At 45.4% G+C, this 17,241-nt stretch carries 13 protein-coding genes; 9 read left to right on the top strand and 4 right to left on the bottom strand.

Going from position 1 to position 17,241, the window contains the following annotated elements:
* Positions 1-65: 65 nt before the first annotated feature.
* Together VM802_RS29520 and VM802_RS29515 are read right to left on the bottom strand one after the other, a co-directional pair.
* Complete coding sequence (locus VM802_RS29520; protein ID WP_325537610.1) at positions 66-3,176, bottom strand: non-ribosomal peptide synthetase family protein; 3,111 nt, start codon at positions 3,174-3,176, stop codon at positions 66-68.
* Positions 3,177-3,776: 600 nt separating this feature from the next.
* The gene (locus VM802_RS29515; RefSeq protein ID WP_325537608.1) at positions 3,777-5,036 is read right to left on the bottom strand and encodes an alpha-L-fucosidase; all 1,260 of its coding nucleotides are present in this window, start codon (positions 5,034-5,036) and stop codon (positions 3,777-3,779) included.
* 124 nt (positions 5,037-5,160) lie between these two features.
* Between VM802_RS29515 and VM802_RS29510 the strand changes: the two genes are divergently transcribed.
* On the top strand, positions 5,161-6,051 hold the full coding sequence (locus VM802_RS29510; RefSeq protein WP_325537606.1) for an AraC family transcriptional regulator: 891 nt from the start codon (positions 5,161-5,163) through the stop codon (positions 6,049-6,051).
* Between the two features lie 73 nt (positions 6,052-6,124).
* Positions 6,125-6,880 (top strand): SDR family oxidoreductase, encoded by a 756-nt coding sequence (locus VM802_RS29505; protein WP_325537604.1) that lies wholly within the window; start codon positions 6,125-6,127, stop codon positions 6,878-6,880.
* A gap of 194 nt (positions 6,881-7,074) precedes the next feature.
* On the opposite strand, the gene VM802_RS29500 is transcribed toward VM802_RS29505, so the two are convergent.
* Positions 7,075-7,848, bottom strand: coding sequence for a hypothetical protein (locus VM802_RS29500; protein WP_325537602.1), 774 nt, complete (start codon positions 7,846-7,848; stop codon positions 7,075-7,077).
* 144 nt (positions 7,849-7,992) lie between these two features.
* On the opposite strand from VM802_RS29500, the gene VM802_RS29495 reads away from it, so the two are divergent.
* The 7 genes from VM802_RS29495 (at position 7,993) to VM802_RS29465 (ending at position 16,686) form a co-directional block, all read left to right on the top strand.
* Positions 7,993-8,205 (top strand): hypothetical protein, encoded by a 213-nt coding sequence (locus VM802_RS29495; RefSeq protein WP_325537600.1) that lies wholly within the window; start codon positions 7,993-7,995, stop codon positions 8,203-8,205.
* Between the two features lie 353 nt (positions 8,206-8,558).
* The gene (locus tag VM802_RS29490; RefSeq protein ID WP_325537598.1) at positions 8,559-9,806 is read left to right on the top strand and encodes a PITH superfamily-containing protein; all 1,248 of its coding nucleotides are present in this window, start codon (positions 8,559-8,561) and stop codon (positions 9,804-9,806) included.
* 168 nt (positions 9,807-9,974) lie between these two features.
* Positions 9,975-10,253, top strand: a complete 279-nt coding sequence (locus VM802_RS29485; protein WP_325537596.1) for a helix-turn-helix domain-containing protein — start codon at positions 9,975-9,977, stop codon at positions 10,251-10,253.
* Positions 10,253-11,155 carry a hypothetical protein gene (locus VM802_RS29480; protein WP_325537594.1) on the top strand — a complete coding sequence of 301 codons (903 nt, stop codon included), beginning with the start codon at positions 10,253-10,255 and terminating at the stop codon, positions 11,153-11,155. Before VM802_RS29485 ends, VM802_RS29480 begins: the two co-directional genes overlap by 1 nt.
* On the top strand, positions 11,076-11,759 hold the full coding sequence (locus VM802_RS29475) for a hypothetical protein (RefSeq protein WP_325537592.1): 684 nt from the start codon (positions 11,076-11,078) through the stop codon (positions 11,757-11,759). Before VM802_RS29480 ends, VM802_RS29475 begins: the two co-directional genes overlap by 80 nt.
* 249 nt (positions 11,760-12,008) lie before the next feature.
* Complete coding sequence (locus VM802_RS29470; protein WP_325537590.1) at positions 12,009-16,322, top strand: DUF6443 domain-containing protein; 4,314 nt, start codon at positions 12,009-12,011, stop codon at positions 16,320-16,322.
* Positions 16,323-16,326: 4 nt separating this feature from the next.
* Positions 16,327-16,686: a DUF1493 family protein gene (locus VM802_RS29465; protein ID WP_325537588.1), complete on the top strand. Its 360-nt coding sequence runs from the start codon at positions 16,327-16,329 to the stop codon at positions 16,684-16,686.
* A gap of 242 nt (positions 16,687-16,928) precedes the next feature.
* Here VM802_RS29465 and VM802_RS29460 read toward each other — a convergent pair whose 3' ends face one another.
* On the bottom strand, positions 16,929-17,087 hold the full coding sequence (locus VM802_RS29460) for a hypothetical protein (protein ID WP_325537586.1): 159 nt from the start codon (positions 17,085-17,087) through the stop codon (positions 16,929-16,931).
* Positions 17,088-17,241 lie beyond the last annotated feature (154 nt).

Genomic DNA, 17,241 nt, shown 5'->3' with positions numbered 1-17,241 from the left:
CTGAAACAATGAGGACCATCCATACCGGATGGTCCCCCGCTCCATTTCTCCCAATTTACCAAGTATTACATACTAATCCCCAGTCGCTTCATATACCTGTCCATCACTTCTTTATTGAACTCCGGTTCCTGTATGCCGCTACCTTCCAGGAATTGCTGCGTGTTGCGGCAATCCCATAGATAAGTATGCTGGTACAGCTCAACTGTAGATTGACCATTGAACATATTGTCCTTGAAAAGACTGAGCAAAGGAAACAGTGGGGCATGTTGGTTCTTGTCCCAGAACGAGAGCCAGTCGTGATAAGGAACACTGCAGAGATTAAAGCCATAGTATTCATTCAGCCGTTCAAAGAACTGCATCAGGGTTAGGTTTTTCTCTGGTGAAGGAATCAGGTTAAATCGCTTGCCGATGGCAGCCTGTTGTTGCGTAATATGTACCACGGCGCTCACCATATAATCCACAGTGGTAAGACCTTCGCGCAGTTTATCAAGGGCAGGATAGCAACCGTGTTTGATACAGGTTTTTACGAGGCCGCCCCACCACTGATAAGCGGCGTTAACACCGGTCTGGCTGTTGCAGGTGGCATAACCCAACCGGAATATCATCACAGGAATGCCCAGCGCTATAGCCAGATCTGCGATCCCCTCCATCACCCATTTGCTTCTCACATACCCGATGTCGGTAATTACCGCGTCGAGGTTTTCATGAATATCATCGTTCTCCATCACCGATGTTTTACCGGTGAACAAATGCCCCCAGCTGTATACGGAGATGGTAGACATCAACGAGATGCATTTCGTTTTATGCTGCGCTGCCAGTCGTACTATTTCACGCATGCCATCTACGTTAGGATGTTTCATATAGGAGTATGGTTCAATGAAATTCACAGAGCTGCCGGAATGATAGATAACATCCACTTCCCGCGCAAGCTGATCGAACCGGCCGGGAGACATACCCAGCAAAGGTTGTGTGAGATCGCCAGGTACCGGTATAATCCGGCTTGCTGCCTCCGCAGGAAGCTTGATATAATATGTTTCAAAACAGTCTTTTATCCTGCTGATAGCATTGTATTCATTGTCAGACCTGACCAGGCAGTATACATTAGCAGTAGTTTGCTGTAACAACTCTGCCAGCAGATGTATACCTACAAATCCAGTAACGCCTGTGAGAAATACATTGCGCTGTTGTTGCAACAGGGAGGTATCGAAGGTTCCGTTCAGCATAATGTCTTCCGGTAACCATATATCATCTTTCAGCTCTTTAATGGGCTCCCGCTCATGTTCAGTGCCGGCATTGGTTTCTGCGGCCTGTCGTTCTGTGAGCATATCTGCGAGGCTCCTTACGGTCCTGTACTCATATAAGTCCCTCGTATACATTTTGATGCTCAGTGTAGCAGATACCCTTACCCGTACTTTAGCCACCATCACGGAATGACCGCCGGCTTCAAAGAAATCTTCTGTAACAGAAATAACATCTCTGCCCAGCACGTCCCCCCATATTTCTGCAATCACTTTTTCATATTCACTGGCGGGCGCCACGATGTTATGGTCGTCAACCACCCGCTGCCGTACTATTGCGGCCAGCGCTGCCTTATCGGTTTTACCGTTTTCTGTGTGCGGGATCTTTTCCACCGCCAGGATAACGGACGGGATCATGTATGCAGGCAGTTCTTTCTGAAGCTGTTCCTTTGCCTGACTAATCATCGTTTTTTCGTCTGATGCTGCAGATGATACGATAAAGGCGATCAGTTGTTTGTTGCCGGCACGTTGTTCATAAACAATAACCTCAGCCTGTTTGATAGCCGGTATCCTGGTGAGTACCGCAGCTATTTCGCCCGGCTCTATGCGGTATCCCCTGATCTTGGCCTGGTCGTCCATTCTGCCGAGATATTGTATGCGGCCATCAGGAAGCCAGCGCGCAAGGTCGCCGGTTCGATAGATCCGTGTGCCTTTGATACCGCCGTTGTCGAGCAACACGAATTTCTCGTTGGTGAGCGCTTCGTTGTTGAGATAGCCTTTCGCGAGTCCTGCACCCGCGATGCACAGTTCCCCGGCAGCACCTGCAGGAAGATGCTCCAGCAACGGGCTGAGAATATACACCTGCGTATTGGCAACTGGCCTGCCGATAGAGGACACATAGTGTTCATTATTACCCGGTAAGATATTACAGGTGCTGAAGATCGTGGTTTCGGTAGGACCGTAATAGTCTGTCAGTGTGTATGGCAGCCCGACGGTGCTCACGGGCTTCATCTGTTCTCCGGCAGTAAACACATGTTGCAGGCTGGATATTTTATGCCGGCTATGATCCACAAATTCAGCTGTCAGCACAGCTGGTACAAATGCATGTGTAACCTGATGGTCGCTGAAATATTGAAACAGCAAAGCCGCATCAGTACGTGTATCGTTATCTGTCAGGAATAAAGTGGCGCCCGAAGTCAGCGAAGACCAGATCTCCCATACGCAAATGTCGAAACCGATACCGGCTGTAGAAGACAGCTTACTGTGGGTAGATACACCGAATTTCTCATTATGCCAGGTGATCAGGTTGGTGAGTGAGCCATGTGTAATCATCACACCTTTAGGGGTACCTGTAGAACCGGAAGTATAGATCACATATACCAGGTCATCCGGTGAAATATTTAGCTGCGGATGTTCTGTGGGGAGTTTCATAACCTCCGGGAGAACTTTGTCAAGCTGTATCACTTCCACGCATGGTTCGTCGCTGAAGAGATGTATGCCGGTGTTGTTGGTGAGGACGATTGGCGCGGCGGTGTCTTTCAGTATATAACTGATCCGCTTCCCCGGATTGGCCGGACTCACAGGAACATAGGCTGCTCCTGCCTTAACAACACCCAGTATGCTAACGATAAGGTCGATGGATTTTTCCATGCACACTGGTATCAGGTCATGCTGTTTAGTGCCTTTTGCAAGAAGGTAACGGGCAAGCTGATTACTGCGGTCATCCAGTTCTGCGTAGGTGATGGTTTGCTCGCCGGCACATACTGCTGTATCGTTTCCCCGTTGTGCGGAAAACCAGTCAGCTACATTCTTCAGTCTGTCGAATGACCAGTAAGTGTCATCGGAGGATACGGGCACAGATGATGCTATACCTTCGGGATGCATGATGTGCTGGGAGGTGATGTACGGTTTCATTGTCTTAGGGTCAGGGTTTTTCATGTTACTGTATTTGATGATTAATAAAAAGGATCGCGTGCAGTAAGGGATATTGTTTGCTTGCCGGATAGCAATGCAAACCCTATGCTTCCCTTTTGAGGAAACGGATATGGCATGTCGGATGTTCGAATTGCTTACAGATCCTGGATTTGGTGCGCATGCAAAAGATACAGCTGCTCAGCCGTATGCGTGTAGATGGATTTCATGGCGATGAGGGTTGATTATAGTCGCGGAATATCGGGGAGATTAGCTCCCCCTGGTTTATACACGATAATACTTTCCCTGGTCACGCTTGTCGCATGAGGTTTTAATATAGTGATTACAAACTCGACGTGGTTATGAGCTTTTAATCAATGGTGTCTGTAATAATTGTAGTTGCATGAACGGATCTGCATGACGGTTTTTCATGGTCACTTTGTTTTAATTACAATCAGGTTTTTCGGTACTGAGGTCTATAGAAAGATATGGCGCTAAGTTAATAATTTCAAATTTACCGTAAGGTTAAATTTGTCTGTTGCAATGTTAGGAATTCTACTTAAATAAATTTGTAGTATGATTACTACCCATGAGGAATCATACTACAAATACTGGTGGTCCGGCACATCATTTCTTTATAACAGGTAAGGCTTCTGCGTTGCCGTTCAGTTCCAACGCGATCACGGAACATATGGAATCTGGTAATGCTGCAGGTAAACGGATGGTAGTGCCTGCTGCACCGGATGTAAATACAACAGCCTCCCCTTTGATGAAAGCTGCTTTCCTGACTTTCAGTTTGCCAAGAGGAGGAAGTGTCAGCGTATCTTTCTGATGGTCAAAAACGTGAAGATATAGCGTATTCCCTTTGCGCGTAGTGGCAAAGATACTGTCAGGGGTGAAGGGGCCGCCTTTGGTACCGTAAATGCTTTCGCCATATTTATTCAGCCAGCTGCCCATTTCTTCGAGACGGCTAACCTGCCGTTGCTCTATACGGCCATCAGGCATAGGACCAATGTTAAAGAGCAGGTTACCATTGCTGGCAGCCGTTTTCACGAGTGTCTGAATACAGGTCCTCAGCGACTTCATCGCGTCATTGGGTTTCCACGACCACTGCTGACAGATAGTGATGCAGGACTCCCACGGTATGTTCATGTTCAGCGCGCCAATGAATTGTTCAGGTGTAGCATAATCTCCTACAGTGCCTGCTCCCAGCTCTGTGTGTTTACCTTTGCCGAGGCGGTTGTTGATGATCACATCTTTATCAAGGCTTTTTATATAACTGTATATCTCTGCCCCGTACTCCTGTTTCCACGGCTGTTCCCAGTTTCCGTCGAACCACAACATGTAGGGATGATAGTTGGTAATGAGCTCTTTCAGTTCATTCTTCATCCTTTGTACAAACGTCTTTGCGTCCCCGGTATAATCGGGGTCATGCCAGTCAAGAACCGTGAAGTAGATACAGAACAGGATGCCCTCGCGTTTGCATGCTGCCGCCAGTTCTCCCACTATATCCCTTTTGAAGGGTGTGTGCATAATGTTATAATCAGAGAAGGCAGTAGGCCACAGGCAGAACCCGTCGTGGTGCTTGGCCGTAATGGTAAGATACTTCATACCAGCTTTCCTGGCGGTTTTTGCCCAGTTGTCTGCATCAAACAGTACAGGGTTGAATTCCTTGTATAGCTGATCGTATTCAGCGGTAGGCACACCAGAGCCACGGCTCCAGCCGATTTCCGTGCCACGCAGCGTCACCGGCCCCCAGTGAATGAACATGCCGAAGCGCTGCGCCATAAAATCATTGAGTACAGAGGCAGGAGTGGATTGCTGCGCCTTCAGTTGTAAGGATGCAATGAGACACAGGAAAATACAGAATATGTTACGGATATACATGTATAGAGCGATTTTGATCGAAAGGTGAAATTACCGGACAGAACGATGTGATTTACAGGTAAAGTTGACTTATTTCAGCACAATATTGACTTTATTCACTAAATTAATCGCCATATCGCACAAAATGAAGCCAATTTTAGCAACACCGGAAGACAACCTGATGAGAGGTAAGCTCTTTCTTGTAAAGGAGATCAACCGGCCGGCCTTTGATACGGAGTTCCATTTTCATGAAGCCTGCCAGCTGGTGTACGTGATGGAAAGTTCGGGCCGCCGCATCATTGGCGACAATGTAGAATATTTTGAAAGCGGGGAACTGACGTTTGTAGGCTCGAATGTACCGCATGTATGGTATAATGAAGAGAGATATTTCAAGCAGAAACGTAAACTACAGGCACGTTCGCTGGCCATGTACATACAGCCGCAGCTACTCGCCGGCAGCCTGGCGCCCTTCGGGAATATCGCACAGCTGGATGCCTGGTTGCAGAAAGCACGCCGTGGCATACAATTCTACGGTTCCTGTAAAGAGGCCATCGTCGCGCTGATGAAGCAACTACTTGCAGAAGAAGGAATGCGGCGGGCCAGTTCCTTTATGGAACTGATCGTACTGATGATGGATGCAAAAGAATACCGGCTGCTCGCCAGCAACAATTACGAAAACCTCTACAAGGATAAAGATCAGACCCGGATGGGAGCTGTATTCAAATATATTTTCCGCAACTTCCGCCGCGAGATACCACTTAGCGAGATTGCTGCTGTTGCATCATTGAATACCTATTCTTTCTGTCGTTTCTTTAAAAGCAGAACACAACAATCTTTCGTGGATTTTGTAAATGAGCTTCGTATCAGCTACGCATGCCGGCTGATGCAGGAGAAGGAGATGAATATCTCAGAACTTGCATCCAGGGCAGGATTCAACCATACCACCCATTTCAACAGACTCTTCAAACGCATGAAAGGCATTACGCCAAAGGAATACAGAAAAAGCCTGCATCAGCTGAAACAATCACCGGCATAAAAACTGAAAAGTTCACCACATCCGGAGAAACAACTGCACTTACCTTCACATCACTTCAAATAAACCTATTATTATGGCAAGAAATGATTTAAAAGGGAAAGTTGTACTGATCGCTGGCGGCGCCAAGAACCTCGGCGGATTACTGAGCCGTTCCTTTGCAGAGAAAGGAGCTAACCTGGCAATACATTATAACAGCGAAGGCGCCAGGGTGGATGCAGAGAAAACGCTGGCAGACGTAAAGGCTGCCGGCGCCAAAGCATTCCTGTTCCAGGGGGATCTCACCAAAGTAGCGAACGTGACGAAATTCTTTGATGAAGCGGTTGCAACGTTAGGGGGGATCGACATTGCTGTGAACACGGTAGGTATGGTGTTGAAGAAACCTTTTGTGGAAACCACCGAAGCTGAATATGATACCATGTTTGCCGTTAATTCCAAAGCCGCTTACTTCTTCCTGCAGGAAGCCGGTAAAAAACTGAACGATAACGGTAAGGTATGCACAATCGTTACTTCACTGCTGGCTGCCTATACAGGTCTGTACTCCACTTACGCCGGTGCAAAATCGCCGGTAGAGCATTTCACAAGGGCTGCTTCCAAAGAGTTCGGTGCAAGGGGTATCTCCGTTACAGCCGTAGCGCCTGGCCCCATGGATACGCCTTTCTTCTACCCGGCGGAAACAAAAGATTCCGTTTCCTATCACACAGCCGCTTCTGCACTCGGCGGACTGACCAATATCAAAGATATTGCGCCACTGGTTGAATTCCTGGTAACAGACGGCTGGTGGATCACCGGTCAGACTATTTTCGCCAATGGTGGTTATACCACCAGGTAAGTAATATATCAATAAGCAAAGGCAGACAGTAAGCAATGCATATACTGTCTGCCTTTATCATAGTTGAAAATTCAGTCCATCATGGAATGAAAAAAGGCACCCGTTACAAACGGGTGCCTTTACACCAAACAAATCCCAGAGGTAACCACACCTTAGCCGGGAAACGATTTAAACAGTGGTCTAACCACCGGTGATTACGGATTGGGCGTTGCCGGAGCACCGGAGATGTCAACCAGTGCCAATGCATTGTACGCCCCATTTTTCAGGTCATACATCTTTCCATTGACACGTTGATAAAACGCAATGCCCAGCGCCAGAAACAACGGCTTTGCACTATTGGCCGTTACATTAACGGCCAGGTTTATCGGAGCCGTAAGCGTCTCATCAATAGGTAGCTCTCCACTCGCGGCAATCCCATTAATAAAAGTGCCACCTTCGAAATCAATTTCCACCCCGGCAACATACATCTTAAGATGTGTAGCTCCGGGAGGTGCCGCTACCATGCTGCCTGGTACAAATGCTGGTACGTCTACCTTCAATACCCCGGCCGCACGGTCTATTGCCGGCGTAAAGGGTGCATAAAGTGTACTGGTCAGCGGGCTGTTTCCATTGAACTCAAAGCCCTTCAGCAGTTCCGCTTCACCATCAATCACATTACGCTCTCCGCGGGCATTGGTGGCATCCGCCTGGATCACCTTGACCATCGCACTTGAAAGACGTGATGCGATATAGCTGTCCCTTATTTGCAGCAACAGCGTACGAAGTGAAGTTCGCAGTAACCTGCTCGCTTTGCCGGCACGGCCGAACTCCGCTCCGTTCTCACGTGTACGGATAAACGCAGGATCTGTTGCGATACGGGCTGCTTCCACGCCACCTTTCTCACGTGCCAGGTGTCCGGCTTTCGACTTATAGAATGTGATATTGCCGATGGTTCCTTTCAAGGGAATTATTCCCATTTGTCTTGCCATATAAAAATGATTTGAATAATAAAAAAAGGCTGTTTACATAGCCAAGCCCGTTAGGCTCACATCTGCGCAGGATGTAGTAACTTTGTTGGTAACCACACCAAACCTAAGCCGGCATTTTCATTCAGAAAAATTTCCATTCCGATTATGCCATTTTCGCAGAAAATAGTTCCTAATCGCATAGTGATCTATGCAAAGGACGTCATGAATATTACCGGCAGGAGCGAGCGCACAGCCAGGAAAATCCTGCAACAGGTCAGGCGGGTCAACGGGAAAAAGAGGGGAGATATGATAACAGTGATCGAATTCTGCCATTTTACAGGAATAGATCAGCAGCTGGTAGAGGCATTTCTCCGGTAGATTAAAGCCCTGGTCAAAGCCCGGTCCGAGCCGTTTAAAAACGTATAGGCATCTCTGCTATTAATTATTTTGTACTCGTTTATGCTTATTTGATAGGGTTTCCCATTGTAGCGGTTATAGCATAACTTATCAAGGTGGACAGGCAACAATGCCCGTTTGCCTTGATAGTATGATTAACGACTGATTAACATCCTTTTAGCACGCAATGACTTTTATTGCAGACCTTATAGATACACTATCTATAGTGTCGTCATTCCAAATGATTGTCAAAACTGTTTGAATGACCCCTTCTTGCTCTAATCTGTTTGCACTAAAGTATTTGTAGCCCATTCCATATTTTAAAACCCTACAATATGCAACAGCATTATTCATTTTCTTCTTTGGAGAAATTTATCCATGTTGACCTGCAGCAGGCATCGCATAATCAACAGCAACCTGATGAACATTTCTTTGCGGAAGCAGTTAGCAGGATCGTCAATGAAAAATGGGGCATCGTCGAAGGCATCCCAAACAGCCTGCATGATCTTGAAAGTGAAGAGCAGGTCTGCTGGCTTGTCCAACAGAGTCAGCAGCGTTTGGTGATGCTGATGGATCAGGTGGCGAAGCACCTGGATGCCGAAAGTCTTCTGGGTGCTTTCGTAGCAGGAGGTAAGGGCTGGCCGGATCTTTACAAAATCACTTACGATAATCTCACGACGCTGCTGACCTATTTCGAACAGATGTATGAAAGGTATTTAAATATTGACTGCAAGATCCCTCCTTGCTACCTGTTAAAAGCACAGCGCAAGTTCGAACAGGATGAAAAACTACTAAAAGAGGGCTTTATTTCATCAGATGTGGATGAACAGTTGCAGAAAATTATATTCATGCCGTTCCTCGGGTTGTTGGACGAAAATTATCTGGCATCTAAGATTACTTATCGGCAGCTCCATTACTTAACGGAAATGAATAAACAATTATTTATTTTGCTGGATGCCCATGAAGAAAAGATGGAACTATCCGAAAAACTCCATGGTCTCTTGCTGTGTATCAACTTCAACAGCTTTCATTACTTTGAATATTGGATGAGCATCACAACAACAGAATTGCAGAACCTTCCTGCTTTTCGGGAAAAACTGGATAGGCTGAGTTACCTGCAAAAGATAGTTAATCAGGCTTTCGTGAAGCCTGCATTAGCATACAATATGTTACAACCCTCCCTTCAAAACAAAATACAATCGTGGCTGTCAGAAGAAATAGCTTACCACAAAGAGACTTACGCAGCATCGGACGGGACTTACCTTCCCAATGAATTCAGCCGGAGGAAAGGCTTTAAGGTTCAAACAGCATTCTCTGTTCCTCAGCTGGCAAACATGCTGAAATTGCTGTTCGATAATGGCTTTTTTCTTAACAAAAACAGGGGAGAAGTGCTGGATTTCTTTTCCTGTTTCTTTACCTCTGTAAAGCAAGGCAGTATATCCCCCAGCAGCCTGCGAAATAATTTTTATAACGGCAGTGCCGCAGTATCCAAGTCGGTACGTGATATCCTGATGAAACTGGTTAATCAATCACGCAAAGGGTTAAACGTTGTTGCCTGTCTTGTACTCGCCTGCTTTTTTTAATAATGCTGTTTTCATTCTTACACGCTGATTCTAATATTGTAAAAATAAATATTCCAAATTCTTCTTCTTAATAATCAAATAGTTACAGGGGGTTGTACAACCCCTGCCACTGTTCTTGCATAGTTATTATTTTTTCTTTTGCTGCTATAACAAACAAACCTAACCCATATGGCAGCAGAAATCCTAACCCGGGAAGATCTGGCGATCTTCAAAACAGAACTATTCCAGGAGTTACGTGAACTGGTCCATGCGCCAGTCGTCCAGTCCCGCAAATGGCTTAAATCCCACAAAGTCCGCGACATGCTCGGTATCTCTATCGGCACTCTTCAAAGTATGCGTATCAAGGGTACGATCTCCTTTACCAAAATCGGCGGCATCATCTTCTACGAGTATGACGACATCATCAAACTGATGGAAGGCTCCAGGAAAACAGTTAAGCGTTCCTGATGCCGGCGCCCGCAGCCCACACTAACTACATCCGGCACCTGAATGCCTTTTTCGCACTGGTTCGGAAAGAAACGCGCCTGCAGGCCAATCATGTAAGCCTGTACCTGGCATTGTTTCAGGTATGGAACTATCATCGTTTCCAGAATCCTTTTCCCATCCTGCGCGAAGAAGTCATGAGCCTTTCCTGCATCGGCTCCCGGAGTACCTATGTACGTTGCCTGAAGCACCTGGATAGTTGCCGTTACATCATCTACGAACAGGCACGGCAGGCTTATGCCGCGAGTTACGTGTCCATCATTCCCCTGGCCGATTTTATCGCAGATCCTCAACCTGAACAGCTGTTGCTGTTTCAGCATGAAAAGACCGGTACCATGAGGCCCAAAATTGAGCCACATAACCTGCTCAAAACTGGGCCACATAGGAGGCCCGATAATGAGCCCGACATGTGGCCCAATTCCGGGCCACATACAGGCCCAAAAGTGGGCCACTTTAATAAACATATAAACAATAATAAACGTGGGGGAGAAAACAGGCTCCCGCCCCCAACAAAAAAAAATAAAAATGAAACTGAAAACCTCCCGCACGATCAGGATGCACCCGGCGCGGAAAAAGATGCACCCGGCGCCGCGCGGATTCTTCCCAAGTTGTCCCAGGTGCAGGAATTCTTTAGCGCCGAAAAGTACCCGGAGGTGGAAGCAGGCAAATTTTTTCACCACTACCAGGCCAATGGCTGGCGGCAGGGCAGCAAAACACTGATCACCGACTGGCAGGCTGCCGCCCATAAATGGATACTGAACATTCACCCATCAAAACCAGCGCATCATGACAAACATACCAAACCAGCAACTGGAGCAGGACGGCTCCACGTCAATGAAGACAAAAGCTATTCAGACCCCCTATGATTACTACCTGCTAATGCAGCAACTGGAAGAACACGGGAAAGATGTATACGGGCCGACCTTCCACATTGAAGACATAGACCGGCCAGTGGTCATCAAACTGCTGGCCTATTTTCTCCGGGACCAGCCAGTCGCTACTGCTGAAGGAATCGACCTGCATAAAGGGATACTGCTTACCGGGAAAATCGGATGCGGCAAAACCTCCCTCATCAACCTGATGCGATCCTTATCTACAGAATCTTACCGGCCGCATATGGTATCCTGCAGGGGAATCAGTTTCGAGTTTGGCAAGATCGGGTACGACGTTATCAGTCGCTACAGCTGCAATGCTTTTTTCCCGTATACCAGCGTTCCCAGGATACACTGCTTTGATGATTTGGGACTGGAACAAACAGTAAACTATTGGGGCAATAACTGTAACGTCATGGGCGAAATACTCTTATCCCGGTATGATCTGCTGATTTCTCATAAGATGCTCACCCATGTTACCACCAATCTCAACAGCCAGGAACTCGAAGACACCTACGGTAACCGGTTACGCAGCAGAATGAAGGCGATGTTTAACCTGATACCATTCAACCCCGCCACTACAGACAAAAGACGATAACACCTGATCCCCCCATTATGTATCTATTGGCGGGTTGCCGGAAATGGATTGAAGTTGTTATTCATGAAAAATCACTATCTTTCGATCGGATTTTGTGCCTATGGACATTGGTTTGACGACCATCTCTGGATACTCGTGCATCTCTGTAGCAATTGTGTGAATGATTAAATTAAATAAGCTGCCTATAGAGATTTGTTAACTAACCTTTTTAAGTTCGAATGGCTTTAACCCGTTTTCAAAATAATTTACATGACTCCCTTTTACCTTAATACCTGGTTTAGATTAACGATGCTAACAGGTTTATTGTTTGGAATAACCCGCGCTAACGCACAGAACATACCGGTAAATAACAATAAGCCTGGTGCGACGCCGGCAACAATCCCTGGTGCTTATACAGCGCCTACAATTAACTATATCCGTACCTGGGAGCCATCCATGCCCACCAGTGACCCGGCTACAATAGTTGATCCAAACCGCACCGTATCAGAGGTAAAGCAATCTACGCAATACTTTGATGGATTGGGGCGGCCAATACAAATGATAAACAAGGGTATAAGCGGTACCGGGAAAGATATAGTAACGCCGGTGGTGTATGATGAATTTGGCCGGGAACAATATAAGTACCTGCCTTATGTACCCCAGGCTGGTAATACCAGTGACGGTAAGTTTAAAATAGATCCATTTAACAGCCAACGCGCTTTTTATCAGGATAACAATCTTAATCCCGGTGCTAAAGATGAAAGTATCTTCTATAGCCAGACAGATTTTGAATCATCGCCACTCAACCGGGTATTAGGTACCTATGCCCCAGGTAACAGCTGGGCTAAGAACGGTGGCAACCACCCGGTAACAAACCAATATCTTACAAATACTATTGCAGATTCTGTCAGGATATGGGATGTAGCAGAGCCGCTGCCACTCAGCACCCGTTTTTACGATGCCGGACAGCTGCTTAAGAATGTAACCACTGATGAAAGCAGTAGTCAGGCTATTGAGTACAAGGATAAGGAAGGTCATATTATACTGAAGAAAGTACAATTGTCCGATGCTCCCGGTACGGCTCATATGGGATGGCTATGTACCTACTATATCTACGATGATATAGGTAATCTCAGCTTTGTGATCCCGCCGCTTGCAGTGGAGCGCATTACGAATACCTGGAACCTTTCCCCGGTTGCAGATGAACTGTGTTTCCAGTACCGTTATGATGGCCGTAACCGGATGATTGAAAAAAAGGTACCGGGAGCCGCAAAAGTAGAACTGGTATATGATATACGTGACAGACTGACCTTCACCCGTGATGGCAATATGAAGGCGCGTAATCAGTGGCTGGTTACATTCTACGATAACCTAAACAGACCCATAGAAACCGCATTATACAATTCTGCAGCAGCCAGAGACGCTTTGCAAACCAGCCTGAATACCGCCACCGGTAGCGGCAGTATTTCCTATCAATTCCCAGGTGTCAGAGATTTAGTAGTATCGGTAGATGACCGTAGTGAATATAAGGCGACCAATACGGTAGACATGATAGATGGTTTTGATACCGGTAATAATGACAGAGATGCTTATATTGACCCCAATTTAACGAACGGCAAGGCAGACGTCACTGTCTCCAATCCCTTACCGGGTATTTCCTCTGCTGATCTGACGCCATTGACCTATACTTTCTATGATGGTTATACCTACCCAGGTGTACATAGCCCGGTAGCGGGAGACTTTTCCAAACCAGCGGCTGGCAGCAATCCATACGCCGAACCCGTAACCGGAACAAGCAATCTGACACAAGGACTGGTTACCGGCACTAAAGTTCGTGTGCTGAATACCGACCAGTGGCTCACCACCACTACCTATTACACAGATAAAGGAAGGGTTGCACAAGTGATCAGTGATAACCATACCGGGGGAAAAGAAGTTACTACCACGTTGTATGACTTTAGCGGCAAGGTACTCAGTACTTATCTGCGTCATATCAACCAGCGCAGCAGTGCGGTATCTCAGGCAACCGTATTAACGATGATGTCTTATGATCATGCTGGCAGGGTAATCAACGTAAAGAAAAGAATCAATGATGATACGGGTCTGGAAAGAACAATAGCCGTTAATGATTATGATGAACTGGGACAGCTTCGCAATAAACAGCTGGGCATCTCCGGAACGTCTTCACCGTTGGAAACGCTGAACTATGAATATAATATCAGGGGATGGTTGAAAGGCATCAACAAGAACTTTGTCAATACGCCGGGTAGTAACAGTAACTGGTTTGGACAGGAATTAAGCTATGATTACGGCTTTCAGGCCAGCCAGTATAATGGCAATATAGCCGGGGCCAAATGGAAAAGCCGGAGCAACAGCATCGGCCGGGCCTATGGTTATGGTTATGACAAAACCAACCGCATTACATTGGCCGACTTCACCCAACAGAATGCCAACGGCGCTAACTGGACGCGGGACCAGGCTGACTTCTCCGTAAGCGGACTTGACTATGATGCAAATGGCAACATCCTTTTCATGAATCAAAAAGGACTTAATGGTACCGCTCCGAAAACTATTGATAGCTTAAAGTATAAGTACATCACCAATAGTAATAAGCTGTTTTTCGTTACGGACAAAACAAATGACCCCAAAAGCAAGCTGGGAGATTTCAAGGAGATAAATAATGACGAAAACCAGGATTATGATTACGATCCTAACGGCAACCTCAAATTCGATCTGAATAAGCAGTTAATCATCAACAGGTATAACCACCTCAATCTTCCGGATAGCTTAACGATGCTGGGAAAGGGTTATATTGAATATACCTATGATGCAGCTGGAAATAAATTAAGGAAGAAAGTAACAGATGTTACTGGCAGTGGCAAAATAATCATCACTGATTACATCAACGGCCTGGTATACGAAAATGATACGCTGAAGTTTATCAGTCATGAAGAAGGCAGGATACGCGCTGCATTTAATGTAAACCAACCTGTAAGCTATGCATATGATTACTTTGTAAAAGATCACCTGGGCAATATCCGTATGGTACTGTCCGAGCAAACAGGTATCAACGCTTATGCCGCTACTATGGAAACAGCCGCATCTGGCCGTGAGAATGCATTGTTCAGTAATATAGAAAATACAAAGGCGCCTAAACCAATAGGATACCCGCAGGATAACACCACCAGCCCCAATGACTACGTTGCCAAGCTGAATGCACAGGCAGGCGGCAAAAAGATCGGCCCCTCCCTGGTGCTAAGGGTGATGGCGGGAGATACCTTACAAATCGGCGCCAAAGCTTTTTATAAATCAACGGGCGCCAGTACTTCAAACGCATCTTCCGATGATATGCTGGCGGCGCTGTTGCAGGCATTCGCTACACCAGGAAGCGCAAGCGACGGTGCGCATGGCAGTGGTTCTGGCCCCGGCTCTCCTATCACTACCAACTTCACAAGCACCAATTATCAACAGCTAAAAGAAAAAGATCCTGATCAGAACAGACCCGACAAGCCCAAATCATACCTTAATTTTGCACTGTTCGATGATCAGTTTAAATTAGTGGATGAGAACAGCGGCGTAAAACAGGTACAAGGCTCCCCTGATGCCTTACAGGTGCTGGCAACGGATAAGATTGTAGTCAGGAAAACTGGGTTCTTCTATGTATATACCAGCAATGAGAGTGTGCAGGATGTGTTCTTTGATAATATAGTGGTCAATCATAACCCTGGGCCATTGCTGGAAGAAACACATTACTATCCATTTGGACTGACAATGGCGGGAATATCTTCTAGTGCCTTGAAGGGGACAAATTATGCGGAGAACAAGATGAAGTATAATGGGAAAGAGTTGCAGAATAAGGAGTTCGGCGATGGAAATGGTTTAGAATGGCATGATTACGGAGCGAGGATGTATGATCAGCAGATAGGACGGTTCCATAGAATTGATAGGTTCACTGATTCTGTTCCAGATTTTACACCTTACCATTATGCTAATAATAACCCTATTTTATATATAGATCTTAATGGAGATTCAACAGCTCCCGCTCCTCCGGCTGCTCCTATTAATTGGGTGATTCCCTTAAAGCCGGTTACAGTGACTGCGCAAGGGCCAAATACAAACCAAGCAAACGGGAGTGCCGCAAATACAGATTTAAATTCAACTGCATATCAGTTTTATAATTTTAGAACAATTAATACGACTACTAACCATATCAGTGTACCTATTTATGTATTGAACGTTAACATACCCAAAGCCGCCTTAAATAAATTACCACGGTGGTTTGTGGGGAAATATGGGCGTAGTATGGTCATGAAAGGCGCAAATAAATATACGAGCGTTTTATCCATTCAAATGAGGAGGTTAGGTTGGCAACATGGTGGCAGAATTATTGGGAATACAGCAGCGGCGTTATCGTTTGCGTCTCTTGCCGTAGATAATGGATACTATTATAATGATATAATTGAAGGAAAGCAATCATTTGAGCAAGTACAAGAACATTATGATGATGTAACATTAAACCCCATGTTTTGGCTATATAAAAGAATAGAGCCTTGGTTAATAAGTTTAGGAGAACCTGAAAAATAAGAATATGGAACAAATAAGACCGGAGTTAAAGGATTTTATTATTGATTTTTGTAAAAAGAATAAGATTAAGAGGACTGATTTGGATAATTTAAATTTGGATACTAGCCTGGATTTAGACCTTAATATATTTGATGATGATATGGATTTGTTCTTAACAGAATTTGTAAATAGATTTAAGATTGATTATTCAAATTTTAGTTGGGAAAAATATGGGTATCCAACGAGCTCAGCGTTAGTAGGTATTATCAAGGGCATTTTTGGATATAGGAAGAAATGGGTCAAACGAGTAGCCAATTTTTTATACACACCTAAATTAAAAGTCCAAGAATTACAGAAAGCGATTGAGTCGGGAACTCTTCTGTAATTTAATCATAAAATAGCCGCTGGGCTTAACCAGCGACTATTTTATTGGAGTACGTTTTTGATTTTTCTGTTAGCGATGAAAAAATCGAGGAACTCATATACGAGTTCTTTGTCTTTAGGAGAAAGTTTATTTATATCAAATATGTGCATAATGGGTATTGACTCATATCATTACCAAAGAAAAATAAAATGAGACAAATACAAGATTCTGAAGATGTTTTTGATTTTATAAATATAGCAAGATCATATTGCATGTTTATTGAGAGGGTTAACGCTTTTTTTTAGGGCTTTTTGTTCCAGGTGAAATTTTTCCCTGGCTTCTTTCAGGTCTTTCAGCAATAAATCAGGATGGCCCCAGTATTTCAGGCTTAACTCTTCCCTGATTTTTCTTACTTCAGCCACTGCGTCATACTTTTGTAAGCCCACGGCTAAATACGTCTTGCAAAATTCAGTGAGATCGTATGACCAAGGTTATTTTCCAAGTTTGTAACGATGAGGAAGGAGTTCTTCTATTCTATTGATAGGGTGATCGGCTATCCTATGTAGTATATCTTTG

Source organism: Chitinophaga sp. (genome assembly GCF_035538455.1).
In the GTDB taxonomy this organism is placed as follows: Bacteria; Bacteroidota; Bacteroidia; order Chitinophagales; family Chitinophagaceae; genus Chitinophaga.
Note: the sequence above shows the minus strand (reverse complement) of the source record. Positions and strands in the feature narration are given on the sequence as shown.